Annotated in this window: 27 protein-coding genes, 1 other RNA gene and 1 pseudogene; 14 read left to right on the top strand and 15 right to left on the bottom strand. The window is 32.4% G+C overall.

The features are described 5' to 3' along the window. Positions 1 to 256: 256 nt before the first annotated feature. The 8 genes from ACUTSE_RS17220 (at position 257) to ACUTSE_RS17185 (ending at position 8,125) form a co-directional block, all read left to right on the top strand. Positions 257 to 586, top strand: a complete 330-nt coding sequence (locus ACUTSE_RS17220; RefSeq protein WP_353099622.1) for a hypothetical protein — start codon at positions 257 to 259, stop codon at positions 584 to 586. A 286-nt stretch (positions 587 to 872) separates the two neighbouring features. Continuing rightward, positions 873 to 1,769 (top strand): hypothetical protein, encoded by an 897-nt coding sequence (locus tag ACUTSE_RS17215; protein WP_445641142.1) that lies wholly within the window; start codon positions 873 to 875, stop codon positions 1,767 to 1,769. A 3-nt stretch (positions 1,770 to 1,772) separates the two neighbouring features. Beyond that, on the top strand, positions 1,773 to 3,755 hold the full coding sequence (locus ACUTSE_RS17210) for a TonB-dependent receptor plug domain-containing protein (protein WP_445641141.1): 1,983 nt from the start codon (positions 1,773 to 1,775) through the stop codon (positions 3,753 to 3,755). A 25-nt stretch (positions 3,756 to 3,780) separates the two neighbouring features. Then, entirely contained in the window at positions 3,781 to 4,650 is an 870-nt protein-coding gene (locus ACUTSE_RS17205; protein WP_445641140.1) for an MbnP family protein, read from the top strand. Between the two features lie 44 nt (positions 4,651 to 4,694). Further along, the gene (locus tag ACUTSE_RS17200; RefSeq protein WP_445641139.1) at positions 4,695 to 5,720 is read left to right on the top strand and encodes a cytochrome-c peroxidase; all 1,026 of its coding nucleotides are present in this window, start codon (positions 4,695 to 4,697) and stop codon (positions 5,718 to 5,720) included. 110 nt (positions 5,721 to 5,830) lie between these two features. After that, entirely contained in the window at positions 5,831 to 6,394 is a 564-nt protein-coding gene (locus ACUTSE_RS17195; protein ID WP_445641138.1) for a hypothetical protein, read from the top strand. A 131-nt stretch (positions 6,395 to 6,525) separates the two neighbouring features. Beyond that, complete coding sequence (locus ACUTSE_RS17190) at positions 6,526 to 7,089, top strand: hypothetical protein (RefSeq protein ID WP_445641137.1); 564 nt, start codon at positions 6,526 to 6,528, stop codon at positions 7,087 to 7,089. Positions 7,090 to 7,261: 172 nt separating this feature from the next. After that, on the top strand, positions 7,262 to 8,125 hold the full coding sequence (locus ACUTSE_RS17185) for an EamA/RhaT family transporter (RefSeq protein ID WP_445641136.1): 864 nt from the start codon (positions 7,262 to 7,264) through the stop codon (positions 8,123 to 8,125). Positions 8,126 to 8,261: 136 nt separating this feature from the next. On the opposite strand, the gene ACUTSE_RS17180 is transcribed toward ACUTSE_RS17185, so the two are convergent. Genes ACUTSE_RS17180 through ribD form a run of 4 tightly spaced genes read right to left on the bottom strand, consistent with a single transcriptional unit; the run spans position 8,262 to position 11,175 of the window. Continuing rightward, positions 8,262 to 8,870 carry a Type 1 glutamine amidotransferase-like domain-containing protein gene (locus ACUTSE_RS17180; protein WP_445641135.1) on the bottom strand — a complete coding sequence of 203 codons (609 nt, stop codon included), beginning with the start codon at positions 8,868 to 8,870 and terminating at the stop codon, positions 8,262 to 8,264. 11 nt (positions 8,871 to 8,881) lie between these two features. Next, positions 8,882 to 9,442 carry a methylated-DNA--[protein]-cysteine S-methyltransferase gene (locus ACUTSE_RS17175; protein WP_445641134.1) on the bottom strand — a complete coding sequence of 187 codons (561 nt, stop codon included), beginning with the start codon at positions 9,440 to 9,442 and terminating at the stop codon, positions 8,882 to 8,884. Between the two features lie 36 nt (positions 9,443 to 9,478). Continuing rightward, a complete protein-coding gene (locus ACUTSE_RS17170; RefSeq protein ID WP_445641133.1) occupies positions 9,479 to 10,105 on the bottom strand; it encodes an IMPACT family protein in 627 nt (208 codons plus the stop codon). Beyond that, the gene (gene ribD / locus ACUTSE_RS17165; RefSeq protein WP_445641132.1) at positions 10,105 to 11,175 is read right to left on the bottom strand and encodes a bifunctional diaminohydroxyphosphoribosylaminopyrimidine deaminase/5-amino-6-(5-phosphoribosylamino)uracil reductase RibD; all 1,071 of its coding nucleotides are present in this window, start codon (positions 11,173 to 11,175) and stop codon (positions 10,105 to 10,107) included. Before ribD ends, ACUTSE_RS17170 begins: the two co-directional genes overlap by 1 nt. Positions 11,176 to 11,220: 45 nt before the next feature. On the opposite strand from ribD, the gene prmC reads away from it, so the two are divergent. Further along, positions 11,221 to 12,060 carry a peptide chain release factor N(5)-glutamine methyltransferase gene (gene prmC, locus ACUTSE_RS17160; protein WP_445641131.1) on the top strand — a complete coding sequence of 280 codons (840 nt, stop codon included), beginning with the start codon at positions 11,221 to 11,223 and terminating at the stop codon, positions 12,058 to 12,060. A gap of 121 nt (positions 12,061 to 12,181) precedes the next feature. On the opposite strand, the gene ACUTSE_RS17155 is transcribed toward prmC, so the two are convergent. The 3 genes from ACUTSE_RS17155 to ACUTSE_RS17145 form a co-directional block, all read right to left on the bottom strand. Beyond that, complete coding sequence (locus ACUTSE_RS17155) at positions 12,182 to 13,078, bottom strand: 3-hydroxyacyl-CoA dehydrogenase (protein WP_445641130.1); 897 nt, start codon at positions 13,076 to 13,078, stop codon at positions 12,182 to 12,184. 213 nt (positions 13,079 to 13,291) lie between these two features. Further along, positions 13,292 to 13,720, bottom strand: coding sequence for an acyl-CoA thioesterase (locus ACUTSE_RS17150; RefSeq protein WP_002992508.1), 429 nt, complete (start codon positions 13,718 to 13,720; stop codon positions 13,292 to 13,294). Positions 13,721 to 14,035: 315 nt separating this feature from the next. Then, positions 14,036 to 15,241, bottom strand: a complete 1,206-nt coding sequence (locus tag ACUTSE_RS17145; RefSeq protein WP_445641129.1) for an NAD(P)-dependent oxidoreductase — start codon at positions 15,239 to 15,241, stop codon at positions 14,036 to 14,038. Positions 15,242 to 15,405: 164 nt separating this feature from the next. On the opposite strand from ACUTSE_RS17145, the gene ssrA reads away from it, so the two are divergent. The 3 genes from ssrA (at position 15,406) to ACUTSE_RS17130 (ending at position 17,078) form a co-directional block, all read left to right on the top strand. Further along, positions 15,406 to 15,802: a transfer-messenger RNA gene (gene ssrA, locus ACUTSE_RS17140) on the top strand. A 223-nt stretch (positions 15,803 to 16,025) separates the two neighbouring features. Continuing rightward, on the top strand, positions 16,026 to 16,508 hold the full coding sequence (locus tag ACUTSE_RS17135; protein WP_445641128.1) for a hypothetical protein: 483 nt from the start codon (positions 16,026 to 16,028) through the stop codon (positions 16,506 to 16,508). Between the two features lie 21 nt (positions 16,509 to 16,529). Further along, complete coding sequence (locus ACUTSE_RS17130; protein ID WP_445641127.1) at positions 16,530 to 17,078, top strand: hypothetical protein; 549 nt, start codon at positions 16,530 to 16,532, stop codon at positions 17,076 to 17,078. 126 nt (positions 17,079 to 17,204) lie between these two features. On the opposite strand, the gene ACUTSE_RS17125 is transcribed toward ACUTSE_RS17130, so the two are convergent. Then, positions 17,205 to 17,420, bottom strand: a complete 216-nt coding sequence (locus tag ACUTSE_RS17125) for a hypothetical protein (RefSeq protein ID WP_445641126.1) — start codon at positions 17,418 to 17,420, stop codon at positions 17,205 to 17,207. Between the two features lie 397 nt (positions 17,421 to 17,817). Further along, the gene (locus tag ACUTSE_RS17120) at positions 17,818 to 18,462 is read right to left on the bottom strand and encodes a hypothetical protein (protein WP_445641125.1); all 645 of its coding nucleotides are present in this window, start codon (positions 18,460 to 18,462) and stop codon (positions 17,818 to 17,820) included. Between the two features lie 444 nt (positions 18,463 to 18,906). Here ACUTSE_RS17120 and ACUTSE_RS17115 point away from each other — a divergent pair, with 444 nt between their 5' ends. Further along, positions 18,907 to 19,197, top strand: coding sequence for a hypothetical protein (locus ACUTSE_RS17115; protein ID WP_445641124.1), 291 nt, complete (start codon positions 18,907 to 18,909; stop codon positions 19,195 to 19,197). After that, complete coding sequence (locus tag ACUTSE_RS17110) at positions 19,160 to 19,357, top strand: DUF2806 domain-containing protein (RefSeq protein ID WP_445641123.1); 198 nt, start codon at positions 19,160 to 19,162, stop codon at positions 19,355 to 19,357. The genes ACUTSE_RS17115 and ACUTSE_RS17110 overlap by 38 nt, the downstream gene beginning before the upstream one ends. Before the next feature lie 524 nt (positions 19,358 to 19,881). Here ACUTSE_RS17110 and ACUTSE_RS17105 read toward each other — a convergent pair. From ACUTSE_RS17105 to ACUTSE_RS17080, 6 genes and pseudogenes are all read right to left on the bottom strand, one after another. Continuing rightward, complete coding sequence (locus tag ACUTSE_RS17105; protein ID WP_445641122.1) at positions 19,882 to 21,606, bottom strand: hypothetical protein; 1,725 nt, start codon at positions 21,604 to 21,606, stop codon at positions 19,882 to 19,884. 47 nt (positions 21,607 to 21,653) lie between these two features. Further along, on the bottom strand, positions 21,654 to 22,730 hold the full coding sequence (locus ACUTSE_RS17100) for a DUF4297 domain-containing protein (protein ID WP_445641121.1): 1,077 nt from the start codon (positions 22,728 to 22,730) through the stop codon (positions 21,654 to 21,656). Between the two features lie 72 nt (positions 22,731 to 22,802). Next, on the bottom strand, positions 22,803 to 23,024 hold the full coding sequence (locus ACUTSE_RS17095; protein WP_445641120.1) for a hypothetical protein: 222 nt from the start codon (positions 23,022 to 23,024) through the stop codon (positions 22,803 to 22,805). 363 nt (positions 23,025 to 23,387) lie between these two features. After that, a pseudogene (locus ACUTSE_RS17090) lies at positions 23,388 to 23,680 on the bottom strand (plasmid mobilization protein); the annotation flags it as partial. 85 nt (positions 23,681 to 23,765) lie between these two features. Then, positions 23,766 to 24,719, bottom strand: a complete 954-nt coding sequence (locus ACUTSE_RS17085; RefSeq protein WP_445641119.1) for a hypothetical protein — start codon at positions 24,717 to 24,719, stop codon at positions 23,766 to 23,768. A 68-nt stretch (positions 24,720 to 24,787) separates the two neighbouring features. Continuing rightward, entirely contained in the window at positions 24,788 to 26,470 is a 1,683-nt protein-coding gene (locus tag ACUTSE_RS17080; protein WP_445641118.1) for a DUF6035 family protein, read from the bottom strand. Positions 26,471 to 26,510: the final 40 nt, after the last annotated feature.

The following is a 26,510-nucleotide window of genomic DNA, read 5'->3' as shown; positions in this document are numbered from 1 at the left end:
TAAACCTTCTTTGTTCATAATAAAAACAGAGGTTAGTTTACCCCAGCGGATGTTGTAAAAGACATCCGCTTTTTTTCTTTATAGCCCTTCAATAGTCAGTTAAATAATGGAAATAAAATAGAGTATTGCCATTTTTAGCTGTTAGATTTACTTTTTCAATCCATTAATTCACAGAAACACCACCAAATTTTGTCTTTTTAAAAATATAGCTGACCTTTGTAAGGTGAAAATAGCCACTCTCATATTATCCTTATTTATGTTTTTCAAACCAGTCTTACCGGTTGTGGAATATGTAGTGCTATATGATTATATCAAAAATGAATTGTGTGTCAATAAAGACAAGCCAGAACTGGAATGTAATGGAAAATGTCACTTAAAAAAGGAGATGGCACATGCTTCTGATACCAAAACAGAAAAAAATAAGGTAAACTTTGCTTCAGCCGAACTACAAATTATGTATTATCAGGCACTTGAAACGATAAGTGCTGTTGTTTTTAATCCGTATCGCATTAAAAATGACCGAGCTGTAACAAGTTTATATTCTTTTTCCTTCTCTAATTTACTGTTCAGACCTCCCGTTTTCTAAATTGAAAATAAGATGAGGAATTACGTTTGAGTATACTAGGTTTTGCGCATTTTTATCGCTTGCCTTAGTATAGTCATCCTATGGTATTCCATTCCATCTATCGTATTTTTAATTGAGTTCTCAACCCTAGATAGTATTCGAATACTATCTCTAAAGGCTCATTGGATGGTAACTAAACGTTGATGCAGTTAATGCATGCAGCAACCAAGTGCTTTACTTTGTTTTTTAATAAAGAAATAAGCCTATAGTCAACCTACTATAGTTACTAGAGCCATTATTGAAAACAATGAAAAATTTTATTTATTTGCTAACAGCACTTTTTGTTGTTACCGCTTGTACTATGGAAAAAACAGATTATGAGTCTGAGACGAATACTGTAGTACCAGATCACCGTGAATTTAAAGAGGTTTTTTCCGTAACCAAGTCTGCCTATAAAATAAGTGTAGAGGCGCTTCAAGGGCATTGGTATGAAGGATATAATGAGGTTCGTGTGCGAATTGCTCAAGCAGCGAATAACCAAGTTGTTGAAGATGCTCAAGCTACTTTCTTTCCCTTTTTAACGACAACAGAGGGACAAAAAGAAGCAACTCCTAATTTGTATGAATTGGTGTATCAAAAACAAGAACACTATTACAAAGGATATACTGTATTCACCAAACAAAGTACAGCTGGGGATTGGCACGTATCAATCGAAGTGACTATTCAAGGTCAAAAGATTGAAATAACCCAACCTATTTTGGTGGAAAAACAAACCAATAAGAACTTGAATATGACTTCTTTTACAGGAGAAGATCAAGAAGAGTATCTTATTGCACTTGTTGCACCCATTCAACCCAAAGTAGCTGAAAATGCATTGATAGCCAGTATTTTTAAAAAGAATAAATCCGCTACAACTTTACATGAGACGTATCAAATTGCTGATAATTATTTGTTGTATTTAGATCCAAGAATGCCAGAACCTTCAATGGGAAATCATTCATCTCCTAACAATAAAGACTTAATCCAACAAGAAGATGGTTTCTATCATGGAGTGGTTAATTACACCATGACAGGGAATTGGACGTTGAATTTTATTCTCCAAAACAACCAAGGACGTATAGTAAAAGGAACTAAAGTGCCTTTAGATTTTACTCCAGGTATAGAAGGAGTGAAGAGTGAATTACATCTTGATATACTTTTTTAGGTTATGCGTAGTTTATCATTTTTATTGTTCTTCGGATCAATAGGAGCTTTCGCTCAACACCCAGGTGTAGAACAAGATAGTATTACTGTACTAGATGAAATTGCGGTAATGACTCAAGCCAAAGCCAAAATTAAAACGGATTTAAAAATGGCGGTTTCTGTGGATGAGTATTTAGCTTCTTCGGAACAGATTAGCTTTATTAAACGCGGAGCCTATGCATGGGAGCCATTATTGAATAATATGAGCACCGAACGATCAACGCTTACGATTGATGGAATGCATATTTTTGGGGCTTGTACAGATAAGATGGACCCGATTACGTCTTATGTAGAAAGTAACAACTTAGCCGCTGTAGATATACAATCTGGACAAGAAGGAGGGATGCACGGCTCAACTATAGCGGGTAGTATCGACTTAAAAAGAAAAAGTACAGGTTTTAGTCCTTATAATCAATGGACAGGAGGATATCAAAGTGGATTTGAATTCAACAACAAGCAATTTTATAATCTAGGGAATATTTCCTTCTCGACCAAGAAATGGGCAACTGATGCCAGTATCGCTTACCGTACCGCTCAAAATTACGAGGATGGAAAGAACCAAGAAGTCAATCACTCTCAGTATAAAAAATTCAATACTTCCTTAGGTATTGCGCATAAAACCAGTGAATTATCTTCTGTTCGAGTGGATGCTATTTTTGATGTGGCTAAAGATGTTGGATTTCCAGCCTTGCCGATGGATTTATGGTTGTCACGTGCCATTATTACGTCCATAAGTTACAAGCAATTATTCGAGGATCGATTTATTAAGGCTTGGGATTCTAAAGCGTATTTCAATGCAATTGAACATTATATGGATGATACAACCCGCCCAGAGAATTTAGTTCACATGGATATGCCGGGTTGGAGTACTACGTATGGTTTGGTATCGAAAGCAGATTTTAAAAAAGGAATCTACGCTTCTGAATTACAGCTGAATGTGTACAATAACCTTTCGATTGCAGAGATGCGCATGTACCCACAAGATCGCGCCAAACAAAGCATGTTTGCTTATACTTGGCCTTGGGTAACAACTACTTATGGAGGGATATCGTTAAATAATACAATCACCTTTTCACCCATTAGTCAATTGCATGTTGGAGGGGGCTTAGGTGTGAATTACAATAAATCCAAATACGTTGAATTCAATTGGATTTTCCACCCAGGAGCAGATCAAGAAAAAACAAGAGTCTTGCCTAGTTTACATGCGAGCTATGAGGTTACGTTAGATGCTTTTACGTTTGCTTTAGGAGCAGGATATGGTCATAGAGCACCTTCTGTTTCAGAAGCTTATGGATACTACATTTACAACAGTTATGACCGATATGATTACATTGGAAATCCCGATTTGAAAAATGAAGTTTCCCATGAATTAAATGCCAGTGTAGGGTATAAAGGAAAGCGTTTTGGACTACAAGCGAAGGCGAATTACTTCTACATCAAGGATTATATCATTGGACGTATTTTGAGCTTAGGTAGCCCGATGAATTATCAATCTGTCGGTGTAAAAGGCTATACCTCTTTGGATTATGCTACGTTGTTCAACTTTTCATTAACAGGATCGTACAATCTTACCGATGACTTGCATTGGAAAGGAACGTTGACATATGCGAAAGGACAAGATGATGATAAAGGCAATTTGCCTTTTATTCGACCATTGAGCTATCAAACGACATTGCATTATAGTTATAGAGATTTTGGTATGCAGACTTCCGTTCATGGAGATGCCAAACAACGCGATTATAGCCCGGAGTATGGAGAAAGTCAAACGCCTTCCTATGCTATTTGGAATGCTTCTGTTGATTATTCTTTTTATGTAAAAGACGTCAAAGCAGTTTTTCAAATTGGAGCCGAAAATCTCCTCAATGAATACTATTCCACTTATGCCGATTGGGGCAATATACCAAGGATGGGACGCAATATTTTCACCTCCTTAAAACTTAATTTTTAAACAAAACACAATAAATAATACACAAATGAAAAACGTAAAAAAATACTTCGCTTTAGCTGCTCTTACCTTAGCTATGGTATCTTGTTCAAGTGATGATAACAGTACAGCTGCCAATAAAATCACTTTATCTTTCACGAATACCTTTGGGGATAAAACGATTGTTTTGGGGGATGCTACGTCAACTACAGCAACAGTTAATACCTCTGTTGAAGGACAAGTACACCATTTTAACGAGTTGAAATATGTAATTAGTAACATCCGTCTAATCAAGAATGACGGAAAAGAAATTCCGTATTTTATCAATGATTTAGACCAAGGTGCTACAGTTATTGATCAAGCGAAAGCAAGTAGTTTAAGCTATGTTTTACGCGATATTCCAAAAGGAGAATACAAACAGATCAAGTTTGGTTTGGGGGTGCGAAATGATTTAAATGTATTGAATGAAGTGAGATTCCCTAATTTTTATGCTGCAGCTGGAGCTAATGATACACAAATGATGTGGGAATGGGGTACAGGATATCGTTTCACGAAGATTGAAGGTTTTTATGAAGCAGATCACAAACCTTTATCGATTCATACAGGAAGCACGCTAGAAAATGGAGAAAATGAAGATTTAAAACAAGGAGTAGATGCTTATCGCGATATTACGTTAGACTTACCTGTTTTTGCGCAAGTAGGAAAATCATCACCTGAAATTTTGATTAAAGCTGATTTTAACGCCTTATTAAGCGGAAAATCAAATACAATTAAGCTGAAGTCTGGGACAGATTCGGATAGCAACGCAACACCTAATGTGCATACAGCAGTTCAAATGGTCAAATTTGTTGATAATTTAGGCGGAAATGGACGCAGTGATGTAAGCGGAATGTTTTCTGTTCTTCAGGTAAAAAATTAAATTAAATATGAGCCGTTGGTCTCAACGGCTCTTTCGTTTTTACTATGAAAAATAAAATAAAGAAAATCAGTGTATTGCTATTCCTTTTAGGCCTTGTTTCTTGTAGTTCAGATGATGTGTATGAACCAATCACAGACAATCCCGTATTGGATTTGACGATTCCAGCAGATTTTCCAGAATTGAATGCTGCTTTTTTTAAAAACCAACCGACGAAGTACGGTGTTATTTTAGGAGAAAAGCTTTTTACAGATCCACGTTTAAGTAGAGATAATACGGTGTCTTGTGCAACTTGTCACATACAAGCAAGTGCCTATGCAGATCATCAAAAACAAGCGATTGGAATAGAAGGGAAGGTAGGTTTGCGCAATGTTCCGCCGATTCAAAATCTGGCCTTTATGCAATATTACAATTGGGATGGAAGTAAGCGTCAATTGGAAGGCCAAGTCATCGTGCCTATTATCATGCCCGAAGAGATGCATTCCTCTGTGGTAGAGGTGATTGGTAAAATAAAGAATGACCCTGATTATCAGAAGTTGTTTTTTCAGGCATTTGGAGATCGTGAGATTACCGATCAAAGAATTTATAAAAGTATAGCTCAATATGAATATACCTTAATTTCAGCCAACAGTAAATACGATCAGGTTCAACGTAAAGAAGCACAATTTACAGCCCAAGAACAAGAAGGACATCATTTGTTTCAGCAGCACTGTGCCAGTTGTCATAGTGGAACATTATTTACAGATCAGACGTTTAGAAACATTGGTTTCCCCCTGAATAGCGATTCAAATGAGGCGGGTAGAGCCCGTGTTACAGGAGATTTAAATGACTATATGAGTTTTCGCGTTCCTTCCTTGCGCAATATTGCCTATACAGCGCCTTATGGGAGTTTTGGACAATTCGAAACCCTACAAGCGGTATTGGATTATATGGATCAAGGGGTGTTGGATGCCGCGAATTTAGATCCTATTTTTAAAGATAACGAGAATCGATTGCCTTTAACGGAGACAGAAAAAGAAGCCTTGATTGCCTTTATGAACACCTTGAGTGATGTAAAATTTAGCGGAAAATAGCGTAGATAAGCCATTCGTTTTTTAAGAAGACGATAATTCGCTGGAGATTCAGTGAAAATTAGTACAAAAGATGTAAATTACGCTTTAATTTATATCCCAATAGATAAGAAATGAAAAGAAATCTTTTACTTCTCGTTAGTTTTGTTGTTTTATCGTCTTTTACCTGGCAAGATACTTTTAAAGACCGCATGCGGGCTGCAGTAACTCCCTATGTAGAAGCTGAGTTAGGGATTGATTTGAAGAAAAAAGAAAATATCCTAACCATTGTTGGCATAGATACCTTAACAGAGAAAAATCGACTGTACATCAAAGGACAAGATCTACTTGAAGAATTACAAGTAGGCTATTTACCCTTTATTGAATTACAGCGTCATGCCGTAAATCAATACATGTTGTTGTACAAAATTCACCCTGTAGCAAATGTGCGAACGGAAATCGATAAAGCAGTACGGGAGTATAGCGAAATAGAAGCGAAAGCAGCACCTTTAATTAAAGAATTAGAAGAAGTGATTGCCAAGGAAAAAACAGCAGATGACAAGCAATTTGTAGCCTATAAAGTAAGTGCCTTATTGCATATTCGAAACCAAGATCGCATCATTAAAACGGATACATTGGGCATTATTGTCAGTAAGGATTTACAAGTAATCAAACGAAAAGATTTTATAAAAAATTAAGCAGTAAAACCACGCAATGCGTGGTTTTTTTATTTTTTTTTGTAAGTATTGGATAGAATATAGAGGTAAAAGTGTAAATATTATTGATTTTTTCGTACATTTAATTTAAAATTTTGTTAAAGGTTGGGGGTATGAAAATGAAAAGAATACTGTTTTTATGTGTAGTTCTTGTGGGTTTGAGCTGCAATAAAGAAAAAGAAATAAAAGAGAATCAATTCATGCCCGTTGTGCAATATTATATTGCAAATGAAATCGGATTAGATTTAAGTAAACAAGGAACCAGTGTAGCTATTATTCAAATAGATACGTTAACGGAAAAAGACCGTTTAGCAACAAAGACCAGTGATTTAGTAAGACGTTTAAAAGAAAAGCAACAAGAACTAAATCAAACGAATCCACTAGAAAATCAGATTACCATAACGTCAACAGCAGATCTTGAGGATACAAGCCAAGAAACTGTTGGAATTGTTTTAGGCGAATACCAGAGGCTACGAAATGAAATGGATTTGCTTACGGAAGAATTACGCGCATTAGAAGCAAACTATCAAACAGCAGATTCTGTTCAATTTATCGCATACAATGTACAAGCAGTATTGAAATACTTAACCAAAGCACACATTGAAAAATCTAGACAGATTACAGTTATTGTGGATGGGAATTTAAATGCAATATCAGCAGAAGAATTTATTAAATAAGAACAGAACGATAGCTGGGAGATATTGAATCAATATGCAAGAAACCACGGTTCTACTCCTAATTATATATTTACATCATAATTAATATTATGTAAAATAGAAAATTTAAACTCCTCCTCGTATTGGCTACATTCCTAGAATTTCTATTTTTGTAGCCACTATAGCATTTATCATGATCTATTTACTTTGTAGTATTCTTGGAAGCGTTTCTGTGGGTGTATTTTTCAAATACATAAAAAAGTACGCCATCAATATTTTTGAAATCATTATCGTCAATTACGTCATCACTTCGTTATTGGCTTTCTTTATTTTTGAAGTTGATTTTACGCAAATTTCAGCGACAATGCCTTTTGGAATTATTGCAGCTTTGGGGATTTTATTGCCGACAATCTTTGTGGTTCAATTTTACTCTATTAAGCATGCCGGTTTAATTAAAACGGATATTGCCCAACGATTATCGCTGTTGATTCCCATTTTAGCTGCCATTTTTATTTTCCATGAAGCGCTAAATACATTGAGATACATTGCTTTAGGTGTTGGGTTGGTTTCTGTTTATTTTATTTTGAATAAAGGAAATACAGCAAAAAACACCAGTTCTAATACGAGTTCATTCTATCTCTTAGGAACCTTTTTAGGATTTGGTGTCATTGATATTTGCTTTAAAAAATTAGCGCTGTATTCGGCAATTCCCTATACACAAAGTTTGTTTTATGTTTTTGCTACAGCCTTGATTTTGAGTCTAATTGCCTATACACTTGGGACAAAGAAAAATATTTTTAAGTTAGCTAAACTCAACCTGGCTTCAGGTGTTTTTATTGGAGGATTGAATTTCGTCAATATCATCTTTTACATGAAAGCCCATCAACACTTCTCCTCCAACCCTACCATTGTGTTTGCAGGAATGAATTTTGGAGTAATTTTCCTAGGTACACTCTTGGGATATACCTTATTTAATGAGAAACTGAATCGAAAAAACATCATTGGATTGATATTAGCCGCTTTAGCTATTACACTCCTGGTTATATCCCTGAATTAAATTGAAATTTTAATGCATTTCTATATACCAAAACTAGAAATCATCCGTTAGTATAGTAGATAAATATTGTTTTTTATTGTATTATTTACTGAAAGGGATTTCTGTTTTGTAGAAATCCCTTTTTTATGGTGTATGCTTATCTCGTTTTGATTTCAATCTTATCCTTATCAACGAGTAAAACTTGTTTATTGCTTAGTAAGACTAAAGGAAGTCTATCTTTATAGGTTTGATAGATTTGCTCTCCAGCTTCTACAAAAGGAAAATCTTGGTAATGAACCAAGGGATATTGATCAATTAGATGCAACCCTTTATAATCCTGTAATACATGAGCTTTAGACTTGTCATCCATAGCTTCAACATAAGTAATATCAGGTGCCATTATCATACTTCCTGCAGATGTACCAATATAGATCTTTCCTTTTGCTATTTCTGCTTGGATAAGAGCATCAGCCCCAGTTTGGCGAAGTTGTTCTAGTAAATAGAAAGTATTTCCTCCAGACACAAAAATATAATCATTGGTCGTAAGTTTTGTGTTGATTTCTTCCGGACTTGCCACACTTAACTCTAATACGTCTACAGTCATACCTAGACGTAAAAAAGCATTTTTGTCACTTTCTACATGGCCTTTATATTCTTCGACTAGGCTTGCTGTTGGGATAAAAGTTACTGTTTTAGTTTGTAATTTCTCTCCTACAAACGCTTCTAATAGATCCGCTACATCACAGAAGGATGATGCTAAAAACATTTTTTTCATTCTTATTCTAATGCTAAAGTCAATTGTTCCGTTTGATTATATTCCTTATTTTCGAGTTCCAGCAAAAATTTTTTGCGCCAAACTCCCCCTCTGTATCCTGTCAGACTTCCGTCTGTTCCGATAATGCGGTGACAAGGAATAACAAGAGCAATTCGATTTTTGCCATTGGCATTGGCTACAGCTCGAATACTCTTTGGAATCTGCAAAAGTTCAGATTGCTGTTTATAGGATTTAGTTTCACCATAAGGAATCGATTGTAATCCCAGCCAGATGCTCTTTTGAAATTCCGTACCGATAAGATCTAAAGGAATTGTAAACACTTTTAATTCTCCTTTAAAATAAGCATCCAATTCTCCTTTAAGTTGTTCGATTAAATCAGAAGAACCTTCTACAATTTGCGCTTGTTTCTCTTTACAGATTTGTTGGTATTCTCGTTCTAAATCTTGAATATCAGCAAATTCGACTAAACAAATTCCCTTCTCACTCGCACAAACAACAAGCGTTCCGATTGGAGATTCCATTTTTTGTAAATGAATGATAGACAAGGAATTGTTTTCTTTCATTTGAATGTGCAGTTTAGGTTTAAAATATAAGCAAAATTAATAATCTTCTGCTGAAGGTTCAATTACTTTGACTTCATAATAAGGCACAAAAGCATCTAAGGCTTGTTGATATTCACTCTTGCGAATCGACAACTCAATTTCGCAGGTCATTTCTAATTTCTGTTGCACTAATTGCAAGTTGCGTTCTTTGATGACGCGCATCACATTATTCATGTCTTTATAATCAAAGCGAACTTTAAATTTTTTATCAATCGTACATTCGATAATATCCGCTTCTTCCAGAGCCATCTGTGCTGCTGCGCGATAAGCCGTTATAAGTCCGCCAACGCCTAGTTTTACCCCTCCAAAATAACGCACAACAACAATTAAGATATCCGTTAAGTCAAAGGATTGAATCTGACCATAAATAGGCGCTCCAGCCGTATTACTCGGTTCTCCATCATCATTGGCGCGATAATAAACGGGATCAGTCCCCAGTTGAAAAGCATAGCACCAATGGCGCGCATTGTAATGTACTTTCTTAATCTGATCGAGTATTTCTTTTACCTCCTCTTCCTTTTTGATTGGAAAGGCATATCCAAAGAATTTGCTGTTTTTTTCTTTGTATAATACTTCTTCTGTAGGTTGACTGATGGTTTTATAAAAATCTTTTTCTTCCGTCATTATTTGGCGTGTAAAATATGTAATTCATTATTCGCGATGGTATAGCGCTTGCTTGTACCAGCGCTTGGTAATTCAGGAGCAGGAATACCTTCTCCTAATCGTACATCACTTGTAAAAATACGTGCTTCATCCCAAAGATTGGCCGCGATAAAATGTTCAATGGTTTGCGTTCCTCCTTCAATAACGACCGACATGATTTGTAGGTCGTACAAGATGGTACAAATTTGCTGTACTAAGTCTTGATCAAAATCGGCGTAATAGTATTGTGTATGTGCTGTAGATTGCAGCGCTCGATTGGCTGTAATACAAATAGCGGGTTCTTCTTGCTGGTTAATAGCAAAAGAAGGGCTGATCTTTCCTTGTCGGTCTAAATAAATGCGAATGGGATTTTTGCCATACCACGTTCTCGTGGTGAGTGACGGATTATCGTCCAATACGGTGTTTGTACCCACTAGAAAAGCCATTTCTTCACTTCTCCATTGATGGACCAACTGCTTTGCATATGCGTTGGATAACCAAACAGGAGCTTGTTCATCTCGGTGTAAAGGGGCAATAAACCCATCTTGACTTGCAGCCCATTTTAGAATAATATACGGGCGTTTCTTTTGGTGAAAGGTAAAAAAACGTTGGTTGCTTTGTTGACATGCTTGTTCTAGTACACCAACAACGACTTCAATTCCAGCGTCTTTCATCTTTTGAATTCCCATTCCACAAACCTTAGCAAAAGGATCAATCGTTCCAACAACTACACGGGGAATCTGTTTGGCAATGACCAAATCAGAACAAGGTGGTGTTTTGCCAAAGTGACTACAAGGCTCTAAACTAACGTACAATGTACTTTCCTTTAGTAACGCTTGATTCTTTACACTGGCAATTGCATTAACTTCTGCATGAGCACCTCCGTATGCAGCGGTAAACCCCTCTCCTATAATCTGATTGTCATGTACAATAACGGCTCCAACCGAAGGATTAGGCATTGCTGCAAAAGTTCCTTGTTTGGCTAATTGTAAACATCGAGAAATATAGTATTCGTCTTTTTCCAACATTGATAAAACTGTATCTTTGAACAAATTTAATTCTTTTTAGCTAAACTCACAGGTTTTAGCTTTTAAACTATGTTGATAAAATTACTTCAAGACCAGTTTATCACTGAGCTTACTCCGATTTACGACGAGTTAGAAGCTCAGCAATTGTTTCTATTCTGTTTGGAAGAACTCGAAGAGAAAACGCGCATTGATTTGGTGATGCATCCGGATTTAGTAACTGCAAATCCTGAAAAATGGGCACATACATTGGAAGAACTTCGCAATCAAAAGCCCATTCAGCATATTTTTGGCAAGGCTTATTTTTACGGTTATACCTTTCAGGTGAATGAACATACGTTAATTCCTCGTCCAGAAACAGAAGAATTAGTAGAATGGATCTTAGCGAGTGTTCCTGCTGATCAACCCATACGCATCTTGGATATTGGAACTGGCAGTGGTTGCATTGGACTTACCTTGGCGAAAGAATTGCCACAAAGTCAAGTTACCCTTTTGGATATCGCTGCAGAAGCTTTGCAAGTAGCACAACAAAATGCAAAAAATTTAGGTGTACAAGTTAATTTTATACAACAAGACATTTTAGCTTTACCCCAATTGGCTACCACATTCGATGTGATTGTTTCAAATCCGCCCTACATTCGTCAATTGGAAAAGGTCGAAATAAAGAAAAATGTCATGGATTATGAACCGCATACAGCGCTATTTGTAACAGATCAAGATCCTCTTATCTTTTACCGTAAAATTGCAGCATTAGCCTTTGATAATTTACAAACTGGTGGACAATTATTTTATGAAATCAATCAATATTTAGGTCAAGAAATGGTTGAGTTATTGACATCTATAGGGTTTAAAAACACAGAATTACGCCGTGATTTACTACAGAATGATCGCATGACTAAATCCGTTATTTAAATATATTTAAATTACTAATATTATGTGTTTTACATAATATTAATTAAAGTAAAACTTTAAGTGTAAAAGCCTCAAATACAAGGATGTGTTTGAGGCTTTTTTATGTTTGATACTAGGTGGTTTATTTCAAGAAATCTTTATCTAAGTACGCTGGATTCGGATAGGTATAAAATCCTTCACCAGTTCCTACACCTAATTTATTTTTATCAATAAATTCCTTTTTAAGGTATTCCACTGTTTTAATTTTTAGTGGATCTTGTGTTGCATCAGCAGCCATTTTATTGATGTTATAAGCCGTTGTTATTCCCACAATATCCAAGATACCAAAAGGACCCGTTGGTGCTCCTGTTGCAGCCATCCACGTCTTATCAATCGTATGCGCATCAGATACGTCATTGACTAGTAAATTCGTAGCCGCATCTAAAAAAGGAACGAGTAAGGAATTTAAAATATAACCCGGTTGTTCTTTGTGTAAGGGCAAAGTAATCATTCCAATTGCTTTTGCAAAGGCTACTACTTGATCAAAAATTTGAGGATCAGTTTGCGGATGCCCCATAATTTCTGCGGTATTATGCGTCCATATTTCGTTGGCAAAATGCAACGCCAAGAACTGTTTGGGTCTTTTCGTCGCTTCTGCAAATTGACTGGGTAATAAAGTAGAAGAATTTGTAGCAAAAATAGTATGTGCAGGTGCTACTTCAGCTAATTCATGGTAGAAACTCACTTTAATCTTTAGGCTTTCAGGAACGGCTTCAATAACCAAATCAGCCGAAGCTGTCGCTGCTTTTAAATCGCTAGAGTACGATAAGTTTGCCTTTGTCTTTTCGATTTGTGCATCAGTTGCACCTAAGTCCTCTTTATAGCGTTCACTCAACGGATCAAACTTCGCCTTAGCCTTGTTAATCGCTTCTTCATTAATATCATAAACCATAACATTAAATCCGTGAAAAGCAGTTTGAAATGCAATTTGATATCCCAAAACACCGCTACCAGCAACGGTTACATTTTTTATATTCATAATTTTTTTGATATAACAGGTTGTTCTTTAAAAATACGAATAGTAGATTTAATTAACTAATTTTGGAAGCCAATTCTTAGTGATTTTAATTTTTTAAATAATAAGTTATTTTGGAGATTACTGCGCCATTGGGATTAGGATACTTGAAAGAAGTCCAAACAAAAAAAGCTACTGTTTGTAAACAGTAGCTTTTTTTGTTTTATTTGAATAAACTTAAAACGTTTCAATTTCATCCATTACAGGTACTGGACGTTTGCTTTCGTTAATCGCAACTAAAGTAAAATTACCAGAGATTGCCTTTTCACGGCCCTCTCTATACATGCTTTCTACGAATACGTCTACCCTAACATCTAAACTTGTACGTCCTACACGTACCACTGTTCCAATTAATTCAACCAAAGTTCCTACAGGAATCGGTTGATTGAAATCGATTTTATCACTTGAAACAGTAACAATTGGTTTACGGCAAAAGCGAGTAGCGGTCATAAAGGCGATTTCATCCATAATGGCTAAAACAGCACCCCCAAACATGGTACCATGGTGATTGGTTTGTCCTGGGAAAACAGTTCTAAAAACGTGAGTTTCTGAATCTTTAATCTTTTTTTGAATACGCAGCTCCTTGCTTGTTAATTCACCTTCCATAGTTTTATCTTGAACAATTAAATAATAGACTTGTTGTTTGGAAAAATACGTGCTCTTTGGAAGACAACTATCCGTATTGTTTGGATTGAGGACCCTTTTTATTACTTATTTAGAAATAAAAAGACTCAATTTGTAACAATTTTAAAGCATCTTCTGCCAATCGCTACACAATTGTTAGTTTGTTCTTTTTTGAGATTGTAAATTTCGCAACAAATATACGGAGTAAAACTATTTTTTTAGGAATTTTTCAAATAATATTTGTTTTTGGCATACTCTTAACAATTTAAAGTCCCAAGTATGCCAAAAACGATATTTCTATTTACCGTCTACGTAGTCTTGTAGATAAGTAAAGCGCTCTGTCAGACGACCGTCTTGTGTAACAGTTGCACGCGCTAAGATTTGGTCTTTATCATTGTTGAAAAAAGCAGGTAGGATTGCGTTTAAGAAAATGTCTCCAAAACCTTCACTTGCATCTTTAGGTAATTCGCAAGGTAGGTTGTCAATCGCCATAACAGTAATCGCTGCTGGATGATCAAATGCTACTTCTTCATTTTTACCTGGGTGATAGCCATACAGTGGATCTGCAATTGTAGAGGCTCTTAATGTGCTGTCAATAGGTCCGTGATCTACATCACAAGACACATCCCCTACTACTTGAATCTTGTTGTCAATTGCATTTAACATTGCTCTAGTTAGGATCTTCGGCGAACCATGTTTAAAGAAATGCCCAGTAATTAATACATCCGTCACTTTTGTAAAACGCTCGAAATTACTTTCGTATTGTTCTGGATTAGCGTAGAAATCAGCTTTTGTAGCCTCTCCTCCATCTTTGCGCTTGTAGTAATCCATTACCTCTAATTGCGTATAAACCGGAATATCGTATTTCTGTGTCAAGAAATGTTCAATCGAAACTTTTTTGGCTTTCATACCATTTAAAATCTCCATGATTCCATGACTTACTTTTCCATTTCCTGTAACGGCAATCTTGATTGGTGGGAAATATTGCTTTTTTAGTTGTGCAATTAAATCTTCTGTATGTAGCATTTGCTCCGCTTTTTTCAGCGTAAATAGCTCATATTTCAATCCAAAAGCACGAAGGGTGTTGTATGCCCCTACTATTCCTGCATAACGCCCAAAACCTATTAATCGCTTGTTGTTTTCGTCCACTAAAGTTTCGTGATCGATTAAGCGAATATTCTTTGCTAAACAAGTTTGTAAAATACCTCTATTGTATTCTTGTTCTTTAATGGTATGGGAGAAGAAAAAGTAGGTTTTATTGGGTATTAAATCCTCTACGGGAACCTCCTTTACGCCTATTAAAACATCGCAATCGGATAGATCATCACTAAGGGGGATGTTTTTGTCAGCATACGCTTGGTCAGGAAAGATTCTGATAGGCGAAGGTTCTACGACTGCTTCTAGGGTATCAAACGTTTGCAACGCCTTTGCTAGAATTTCAGGTGTAAACACAACACGTCTATCAGGAGGACTTTTTCGTTCCTTAATAATGCCAATTTTCATAATATGTATAATAAATTAGTTGTTTCGTTTTTTTGAGGGTGGTTCTGGCAAATATAGCTGTATTTCTCTGTTATTCCAAAAATCTAAACTTTTTTCAGCCTTAAAGGTTGTATTCTTTATTTTAAAATTGTAATTTTGCAATCTCTTAAAAACTTATTCTATAAGGGGTCGATCGGTTTTGACAGCGAGTGGAATTAGTCAGTAAGCACGTCGAGCGTTGTTGTTTTGCTCGTAAATATCAGACAACGAACTTTTTAAACGGCGAAAATAATTACGCTTTAGCTGCATAATCTGAATTATAGTAAGATTGCCTTAGTTTCCACCAGGTGGAAGAGCTAGATTCCCCTTAAGAGCCTTGGTTTGTGGCGCTTTGTTGAGGGGAACCGTAAAATAAACCTAGGAAGGTTAGTGTCTCGGACATCTTCCGAAATCTTAGAGGCTAAGTCAGTAGTGGTTGTTTCAAACCAAGCTGCTGATCGAAAATTCAAGTTGAAACTAAGCGTGTAGAAAGCTCTCTGATTGCTTGTTTGGACCCGAGTTCGATTCTCGGCGACTCCACAGATAAAAAAGTCTAACTATTGATTTTTAAATAGTTAGGCTTTTTTTTATTTCGTTATTTGTAGATTTTTTGTAGACATTGGTGTTTTAATTTCTTTTTATTTGATTAAGGTAATTCTCGTTTCTATATGTTCAAATTCCTTTTTCTTCAAACTTCATATTATTTAAATATATAATATTTTACTATATTACCATTAAATATTTATTACACACTTATACTTACACGATGAAAAATATATTTTATATCCTGATTTCAGCTATTCTATTTATTTCTTGTAACACTAAAAGTATAGAGAAGAATATCTCTTCTAGCATAATTCACCCCTTGCCTGAAGGAATGACAAAGGTTGAAAAAGTCAACTCCGATATAAAGAGTATTTTTAAATTATTAAATGATGACATCATAAAGACGTCAATTGATAGTAATGGTTTCTTTTCGTTCGATATGGGAGCCGCTTCAGCAGGGAGAGCTACTGGAAACTTAAAAGATGTTAATGTTAGTATTCAATATTTACCTGAACAACCAGGTTGTGCTGATATTTGTCCAGAAATGGCGTTGATTATATTTGAATGTAAATTTGGAATAGAATGTGTTAGCGATCCCTATTTTACAAATATTAAAAGTAAAGAAGGAAGCATATCTTTGGTTAATCTTGATACAGCTAGTTTATTGTACGATTTATTAAAAAGGATACAGAGTAACTTGTAATATAAACATCTCATCTAATGTTTGAAAAAATTAAAAAGTGTTATGGATCGCATTAAAAAAGAAGATATATCAAAAATAGCCCAAAATCTGATTGATATCTTAGAAAAGGGCTCAAACATTTTACCTGAAACAAAAAAGTTTGTTGGTAATTGGATACGTACAACTAATGGAGAAAAAAATAAAAGTTATTATGATATATGGGAAATTGTTTTAAAAAATTATTTACCAACTACTAGGCCAATATTATTTAGATCAACTCCAAGAATTTATAAAAATGATAGAATTTCAAGTTTTACTTCTTCATTAATTTGTGCTGATCGATTCAGTGAAGGAAAGGGGTATTTAATTATTTGCGATACAAATCAAAGTCTTAAATTTGAAGAAATTCTATGTAAAAAAGGCAACTACAAAAATTCTTTTTATCCAATTACTGAGATTTTAAAAAAAGCTAAAGAAAATGGTGGTTGGGGATTTACAGATGATCTACTAAATAATTATACTGGCGAAGAAGAATATATAATGAAGGTTAATTTTGATCACATGAACACCTATAAATATTATAAAAAATAAAAAGGATACTTCATTTAAATGAAGTATCCTTTTTATTTTTTACTACTGATCCAAGATAATTTTCCTCTAATGAAATAGATTACAATAATTGTTGATATTCCTAATGGTATAATTATCCCCCACCAACTAAACTGCTTCCAATCCACTTTCCTCCCACCCCTCCTCTTCAGCTTTCTTTTCATCCTGATCAAAACTCAACTGAGCATTTTCCTCTTTTACTTTTGTAGATTCCAATTCCTCACCAGCATCTTTACTCTTCAAATCAATTTCATCCCCTTTGGCCGTGACAGAACCATCTGGATTAAAAGTAATGGAACCATTACGAATATTTAGCTCCCGCATAATGTCAAACACCTTTTTTCGGTCGAAATGGATCTCAGTAACTTTTGCCTGTTCCTGGAGAGAAGTTGTAGATGGCTTTTTTAGTAGGAATGAATTATTAATAAATTGAATACCTACTTTAAAAATAAATTATGATTGGGTGATAATAGATAAACCCTCGTCTTAAAAAGATGAGGGTTTGTTTTGTTAGGCTTTTATAAATAATTTCGTTTTATAATGATCGTTTCTTTATGGTTCTGCCTATAATAGAACCAATTATTAAAGATAAAATTGAAATAGGAATAATATATTCTCTAGGGATTTTAGGTAAAAGATTAAGTTCCTTTAAAACGAAATTAAGTAATAAAACCCCTAGTATTATAGATAGATATATAATTATTTTTTTCATATTATTTCTTTAAAAAGCACAATAAACTCCGATTCCTGCAACTCCTGCCATATAGCCTAAAAAAGAAGAGCCTCCTGATGGTACGGCAGCAGCAGCGGCACCTGCTAACAATACTTGATTCAAAGGATCAGACATTCTCTCTTCCATGCAACTATACCATCCACCTCTAGTACTAATTAAATTGTTATTGTTGCTCTGATTTTTATGGTTGTAAATCTCTATAGTTTTAATGTTTAAATTATTACTAGCATCATAAAGCATTGCTATTTTTTGAAGTTTGACATTGTTTTCATTTAAAACAACAAATTCATTTTCAGCTATTTTCTTTATGTAGTATACTAAACTTGTTTCCTTAAATGAAATTGTAAACAAATCAATTCCATCATATTCGACTAAAGCAGTCCTTATTTCACCAAAGGAGTCTATAAATTTATTTTCTAAAAAAACACTTCTTTGATTTGATTTTATTAGCATCGCATTTTCATGAGAAGGCACAAAATTTGTTTGAACATCTAAATTCACTTTTGAAATATTATCTTTTAATACAAAAGAATTGTGATCATAAGTTAATTCATCTTTTTTCATTTTAGCGTCATCAGAAGAACAAGAAATAATTAGTGAAGCTCCTAACAATGTAAATAATAGTTTTTTCAAAATTTTAATTTTTAATTGAACAAAGTGCAATTTTATCCCATATTTAACATAATTAAAATACCATATGTGTGGTATTTTAGCTCATATATGACTAATTTTTAAAACACAACTTAGCGCTATAATTAGCTTGCAATCAAAACATTCTATGGATCTACCTGAAAAAAGCAAGAAACACAGAGATATATGATTTGTTATTAATAGCCTGGAAAACTAAAAAACTATAAATAAAAAAGACGTTAAGTTTAATTTATGGGGACGGTTTTATGGTTGTTCTTTACGCAAAATCATTATTATTTACCTTTTTAGATACATCAGTACGCTGTGACTGATCTATCTACCTATACAAATAGATTATACATACAAAGAAACTTTATAAACTAGCTAAATCTGATTTATGGCATTTTAGGGTAATACTTGGCATAATAGTGTCTTTCGAATTTTTATATGATACAACAAAATAACAATGGACTAGTAGAGCTTATTAAAAGTATCCCTATCCTTGATATTATTAAAAACAACGCAATTACTGCATTATCCAAAGGAATAGGTAAAATAATATTAAGTGCTTCTGATTTACCTGTTGCTTACTTTGAAACACAATCAAAAATTATTAAAGCAAAAGGCGATGGTAAAATTAAACTAATTAATTCTGCGGCAGAATCTGTATCAAATCTATTTTCAAGTAACTCAGAATTAAATGATATTTTTCAAAATATTAACCAAAGAAATTTTTAACCCTGGTAGCATTAGTCCATATACTCTGCAACTACTTTCAGTATTAACTTCAGATATAGGTAATTCTTTTAATAGATTATGCAATCTATCATTTGATGACAATCAGAACTGTTATATAATACATCCAAATGTTTTGCCTTTCAAAATATTGGACCTTTAGAAGATTATGATATTTCTTATGAAGATTTCTTTGATTTGGATGGGGCTGGTTTGATTCGTTCTGTAGAGACACTACTAGTAAATTATGCAGAAAATCAAACACAAGAATTTGAACAAGTAAATTATGCTGGAAGAAATATAAATATCGATATCTCTGGAAAGCAATTACATATTCTTTTCAGCTAACACAAAGTGGACGTGAATTAAGGAATTTACTACAATAAACTGAAAATAAAAATTATATTACTAAAATCAAAACTTTATTAAATGATTCTATTCAGTTTGAGGAATAGTAAAAAACAAGAAAACTATAAATAGAGGGTGTGAAATAGTTCCTTAATTGCAGAAAATAAGAAATTTTTCAAAATCATATTTTATTATTTTTAGCACTATGAAAAACTAACAAAAGAGCATTTTATAGTAAAGATACTCTTTTGTTAATTTATCGGTATTCTAAAAAAAAAAGATATTTTTTATTTATTTGAGATACTTTTAAGTGCTATTTATAAAAATACAATTATACATTTAGTTATTTTTAATAGCTGTATTCCATGAATCAAATACTTTTTTAATTTCTTCATATTGCTTTGTATCTAATATCTTGGATTCATTTAGTTCTATTACATGAGAATTTTTCTCTAATGAATGAAGTTTGGGATTAGACATTGCACAAATAATTACTTGATTGTTTTTTGATATTTTTTCTTCTATAAGTTTTACAATATTTGAATAGTTATTATCAGATTGCTCTTGTTGGTTTGGAGTATCGATTACTAAAGGAGAAACAACTTCATTTTTATACTTTTCAACTAAAGAATAAATAGCAATATAATATGCTAATATAGCTCTTGAATTTTCTGCTGCTCCTCCTTCTTTAACTATTTTGTTATATGAAAGAGGTGAATTTATCTCCGATAAGTTAACTGCAGTAGCATCAAGAATTTTAATATATTCACTCAAATATCTATTAAAATTATACTCAATATCTTCTATAAATTCCTTAGAATATAGTTGCTTTTGACTCTTCGTCGCAAGTTTAATAGCTGCAGTCAATTCTTTAACTTTAAGCACTTTAACATCTTGAGAAGCTTTAACAAGTCTTTTAATAGAGTTACCTCCAATATTTTCTATTAAATGCAAAAAATTAGAATCATTTTGATTATTTAATTCATCATTATAATATTTTGTATTTAATTGATGAATATTTTCTTTTATCTTATTTAGATCTAAAATGACCTTTTCAATTTTCTTATTAGTGGTATTAATATCCTTTATTATAGTTTCTAACTGTCTTTCAGCTTGGTTTTTATCTACTAAAATAGAAGATTTATTCATAATTGTATTTTCATAAGTAGTTCCACAAAGAGGACAATCAATACTACCACTCTCTATATTTTCAACAGCAAATACATAATCTTTATCTAACTCTTCAACCAATTTTACTGCTATTGCTTTTTGATGTTCTAAATGCGATTTAAAGTTTTGTAATTTAGAATAATCATCAAATGCAGTTTCCTGTTTAATAGTTAAATCCTTTAAATCATACTCAATCTCTTTTTTCAATTCATCAAAATCATCATAACTTAAACTAGTTATGATTTCTTGTGGTATAAAATCTTCAATTACTTCAAGAGTTGAGTCTATCTTCTCTATTTCAGTGGTTACACTTTTTTTAGTATTCTTTTTAATAGATTTTTCTATCTCAAACTCAAAATAATCTGGTGTTAATAATCCTACATGGTACTTAATTATAGTTTCTTTCCAAGATCTATATTGCCCTAAATTATTAAAGTTATCCCAAGCTTTTGACCAACTTCTTTTTTGATCTATATAAAAAGGTAAAAAATAATAAGCAGGAGGAGGTGTTTCTAATTCTCCTGTAGATTGGTTTGGTAATAAAGCTTTAAATCCAACTATCTCTGCAAACTTTTCAGAAAAATCACCTGTTATTTTTGAATAATGAGATATTGATTTATTCTCTTTCATAGATATACTATTTTTATATCTTTGGACTTCATATTCGTTCTCATTAATAGTAAAACTAATAATTGTGCTACAATCAAAGCTTTTCCAAGTAGTATCAAACTCTGGCTCACAACCTAATCCCCAAAATAGTAACTTAACCAATGTTGATTTACCTACACTGTTATTATTCGCTTTTATTAGATTTAGTTTCTTGAATTGAAATTGATTTGCGGACCTTGCTGTATTTGATACTACTAGTAGTTGTTTGAATTCTAAGTTTGGCATTTTTTCCTGTACGTAAATTATGTATTAAAACCTTATATTTTTCTGTATCACTCATAATTATATATATATTCACAAATTATTGCAGCCTCTAAATCAATAGTTTCTATAAAGAAACTATTGTATTTTTCATCTATTTTTTTTGACACTTTTTCTATTAACTCTTTAAAGTTATTCTCGCCATCATCAATTACTTCATTAATTAATTTAGTTATATTTTTTGTCATTCCTAATTGAAAAACACTTTTATTGCCTAATCTAGTTAAACGATAATTTGTAAAACTTTGCTTTAATTTTCTACTAGTTATTGTATTCAATCCTAGCTCTTTAGCGATATCGTCAAACTGATTTTTAATTTTCTCATCATCTTTTAAACTAGTGAATTTATTAATCACTTTACTAATAGTAATTGAAGTTAAAGCTTTTTTCTCTAACAATTCTTCCCATTTTGAAAAATCATATGTAATAGTTCCTTTAGTATTTATTTCATCTAATAACAACCGATAAATGTCATTAGGTTTACAATACGATTCAGGATAAATTTCCTCAATCAACCTTGATATTGAAGCGATTACATCATTTTGATAGTTTTTACTTGAAAGACTTGAAACTATAAATTGCAAGTTTTGTGGTAATAGTATCTCCTTTCCTAATTCATTCTTTATAGCTTCTTCTAATTTTTTATATTGTGATTCGGACAACTCTTCTAAAGTTATTTTATCCAATTGTAAACCTTTTTTTTTTAGTTCTAATGTAAAAGGGAATACAGATACCAAATTTAAACCATCTATTTTCATAGAATAAGTTTTTCCATTAGCATTACTAACTAATTTAGCTAATACCGAAGTCCCTTTAACCTTATTTTTAAGCTTTGTCAATTCATTATGAGACATATTCTTAGATGTTGTTTTTATTTGATTAAATTCAAATTTAGCTAAACTTGAATCTAAAGAATCACTTATTATAACATCTTCATGCAATTCTACAAAAACAGCATATTCTTTTCTTAATAAATGTTCATTTAAAACTTTGTATAAAGCCCAATGATACTGATAATCATATTTACTTTTAGTTTGAGAACCAGATTTTTCACGTTGAACTTCTAACATAGGGTTTAACTCACTCATTAGTTTCTGATTATTTAAGTTAAAATCGCTCTAATATACATTATTTTTAGAAGTAAAAAAATCAAATAATTTTTAATTTCTTTTCTTTTTCCGTTTGATATTCTGTTCAAACATTAACTCTTCATAATCTATTTCTTGATTGTTATCAAGCAGGTTAAATAATGGTACATATTCAGTTGCATTAAAGCCCATCGAATCTGGGTTTAAATACTCAAAAATAGAATTTCCTTCAGTTTCATTTGAGCTCATACGTTTTTCAAAGACCACTTGACATTGTCCTGTTTTTGGTTGCATTAATTTGCCCCTCTATACTACTCCACTTTTTATTTAGTGTATTAGCAGAAAGTTCTTTACTTAAATCAGAACCTTTATAGATACTTTTTGAGTTGTGATCGATAAAAGTTACGCCATAGATTTGATTATATTTATTTTGGAAGATAATAACGTTTACTCCGTGATTTAAAAGTTCTTCTTTAAATTCTTGTTGTAAACTTGTAGTATTTACCGTTATCTCGATAGTTTGTTTTAGATTAGCTTTATTGGGTGAATTTTTTTGTCTTTCTTTTAAAGATTTAAATACTTTTCAAACTCTTGATAGCTTGCATATTTTTCAAAAAAATTGAAGCCTTAAACGGATTACTAACCTTCTTCCCTTTTTCATTTAAAGAAAAATATACTAAACCTTGTTTTGTTTGTCGTATACTCTTCAAGTTTTGAAATAGAACGTTTAGCTCTATTTTCTGAGAAGTAGTGATTGCATAGCTTTACAATCTGGTTGTAGTTCACCCCGACTGCTCTAAATTGATTAAACAGTTTAGTAAGCCGTGATATTGCAGTGCTGCTACAGCAACTTTTACTGTTTTAACCTGTCTATCTAAAAGCATAGAAACAAGAAAGCTTACTTTATTTATCATTCCTGATGATGCAAACAAAGTAAGCAGTCTCTCATTTTCAGATTCAGTGAGTCTGAAAACATGTCTGTATTTTTTAGGATTGAGTTTTAATTTTCTTCATCCTTTGTTTTTATTGGTAGTTCTATTTAAAAAGTGCTATGATTTTTTTTAGTAAAGATTGATTCTTAAGAGTATTAATCTCTTGAAGTACCTTTCTTTTTTCTTTTATTAATAATTCATTTTCTTTTCTGAGTAATTTATTTTCTCTTATTGCTGATTCTTTTTCAAACTCTAAAACATCAAGCTTAGATTCAAAATCTCTCTTCATTTCTAAAGTCATTTTTTGTTCTATAGCTAGCCTTTCCTCACAATTTACAACACCTTTGCCTCTATCAACTATTACATGATTAGAAAGTATTTTTCCATAAATAGTTTTTGAAAACGTTCTCTTTAAAAATAAATAATAATTCTCTATATCATCCTCATTAAACTCTTCTTTATTTATTTCTTTAAGAAATTGCATATTTCGTTTTAAAGTAATCTCAATCAATGGATAATTAAAATCTTGAAAGTCTTTAACCTTTGTAGGTTCACATCCATGACTTACCTTAACTTCAAGAGCTATTTTATTTCCCCATTTTTCTATTAACTTCTGAGGTTCTTTATAGGTACAGATTAAATCTGCTATATAATAATTACCATTGTCAAATTGTACTTTTACATCTTCAGTAGAAATATCTTCAGGAACAATAGTTAGTTTCTCTTTCCCTATGATGAAGTTTAATTTATCTAATTCAGATAAAGCATGAATCGCAATCATATGAGATAACGATTCTTCACTTCCAGTATAATCGTCTCGTTGACCTTTATTTGAATATCTAAAAAAGCCTAATTTTACAGCTTCCATAACCTGTCGTTTACTCTCATCACTTTGAGTACTTAAAAAAACGATATTCTTATAATAACTGTTATTGTTCTTTTTTATCTTTAATGCTTCCCAGATAAAAAACGTTTTTTTTCTATTTTGAAAATCATCATTTATATATTCATTAGTTAACTTATTTTTTCCATAAGCCCAAATTTTCATTCTTGCCATTATTTTTTTAATATCAGTATATTATTATTTAGAAATCAATAATTTCTCAGTTTGTTATTATGCAATATTTAATATTTAAAAAGATCAGGATGTATTTTAACATAAATATCATAATTGGTTCTGCTTGGTGATAAAGCATTTAATCGATTCTCTTCTATCCTTTTCTTAATAGTTTCTTTTGAATCTACTCGTATAAGTTCTTTACCTAAAGAAGTCTTGTTTAGTACATCTCTAATGTATTGCCATAATCTTTTATTATTATCAATAACAAAAACCATATATTGAACCCAGCTATTTACATTTTTACCTATAATTTCCATTCTTTTAGCAGATTCTACAAATAATAAAAATCCACTTGCTCTTCTAACTCTTTCCATTTCAGGTATAGATTTACAAAAAGAATAATAGATTAATATATAATAAGTTCCTTTGCCTCTTTTGTCAAACAATTGAGTTAAAACTTCAAGGTCTTTGGGAGTTGGTACATATCCCCTTAATACAATAAACTGCTCTAACTTATCAACCTTTCTTACAAGCTCCCGATTATTGTACAAATAATAAAGTATTCCATTTCCATTATTATCTATCATATTTACATCGTATTCAAAAATAGGATTAGAAATAATAAATTCTACTATATTCATCCCTATACTATCTTTTGTGGCTTTGTAATTTTTAATATAGTGAAATAAGTAAGGTACTCCATCTTTTTCTTTTCCCCAATTTATTCTATTGTTTAGAAACGATTTTTCATCTTCATATAGCTCTTCAAATTCATCTCGTAATTCTTTAAAATCATTTCCTTTTTCCCTAAATACTCTGATTTTGTTTAATAATATCTTTATTTTTTCTTCTATCTGTTGCTTAGTCTGTTGTTTTTTTGCTAACATAAAGTACTTATGTTCAAGTTCAGTAAGTTCTTGTTGTTTTTTAACAAACTCAGAACCAAAAGGATAGTAATAACAATAATATTCAGCGGTATTGAAAAATAAATCACTCAATAAAATATCTTTTTTCATCCATTTGCTATGGACTACCTTATTATTATGAATAAATGGTTGTTTATAATTACAGGCAAAAACAAGTTTATCATTCTCATAATCTGCAATACTAAATAGATTATGATCACTCCATACAAACTTTATATCTCGTACATAGTTATCTAAATTAGTTGGTAAACTTTTTAAATCTATTATCCAGATAAGATAAATTCCATTCTTTTTATAAAAGTCATATCTATGTTTGATATAGTGTAAAGGTAAACTGGACAACTGTATTTCGAAAGCTAATTTATATCCTTTATACTCGCAATATACATCTGGTCTTCTTTTACCTTCTAATCCAATAATAAACTTTGAATCAATATCAATCGATCCAGGATCTACAAAAGGCTCCTTCATCAGTAACTGTCCAATTTTATGCTTTAATTCTTTATGTCTCGGACTTTCTTTACAAATTGCAGAGATTTTATAGGCTTCTAATAAATTGTTGTCTGGATTTAATAGTTCAGAATCAGATAACACACAATATGTTGCTTGAGGTAGATGTCTAAAGTAAACTTTGTCTTTACTACTGTTTGCGCAAACTAAATTTTGCCCACATTCTACACATGTAAATCTAATAGTATTAGAATTATATTGGTTTCTTATTTCAAAACCATCCTTCTGAGACGTAATAGTTTCATTTAAATCTATTATTCTCTTTTCTTCATTATCATAAACATAGTCAATACTTCTCTCCTGTTTACTCATCCTTATGTATCCTGTTGATATTATACATTAGCAATTTAAT

Source organism: Myroides sp. TSA_177.3 (genome assembly GCF_052691955.1).
Note: the sequence above shows the minus strand (reverse complement) of the source record. Positions and strands in the feature narration are given on the sequence as shown.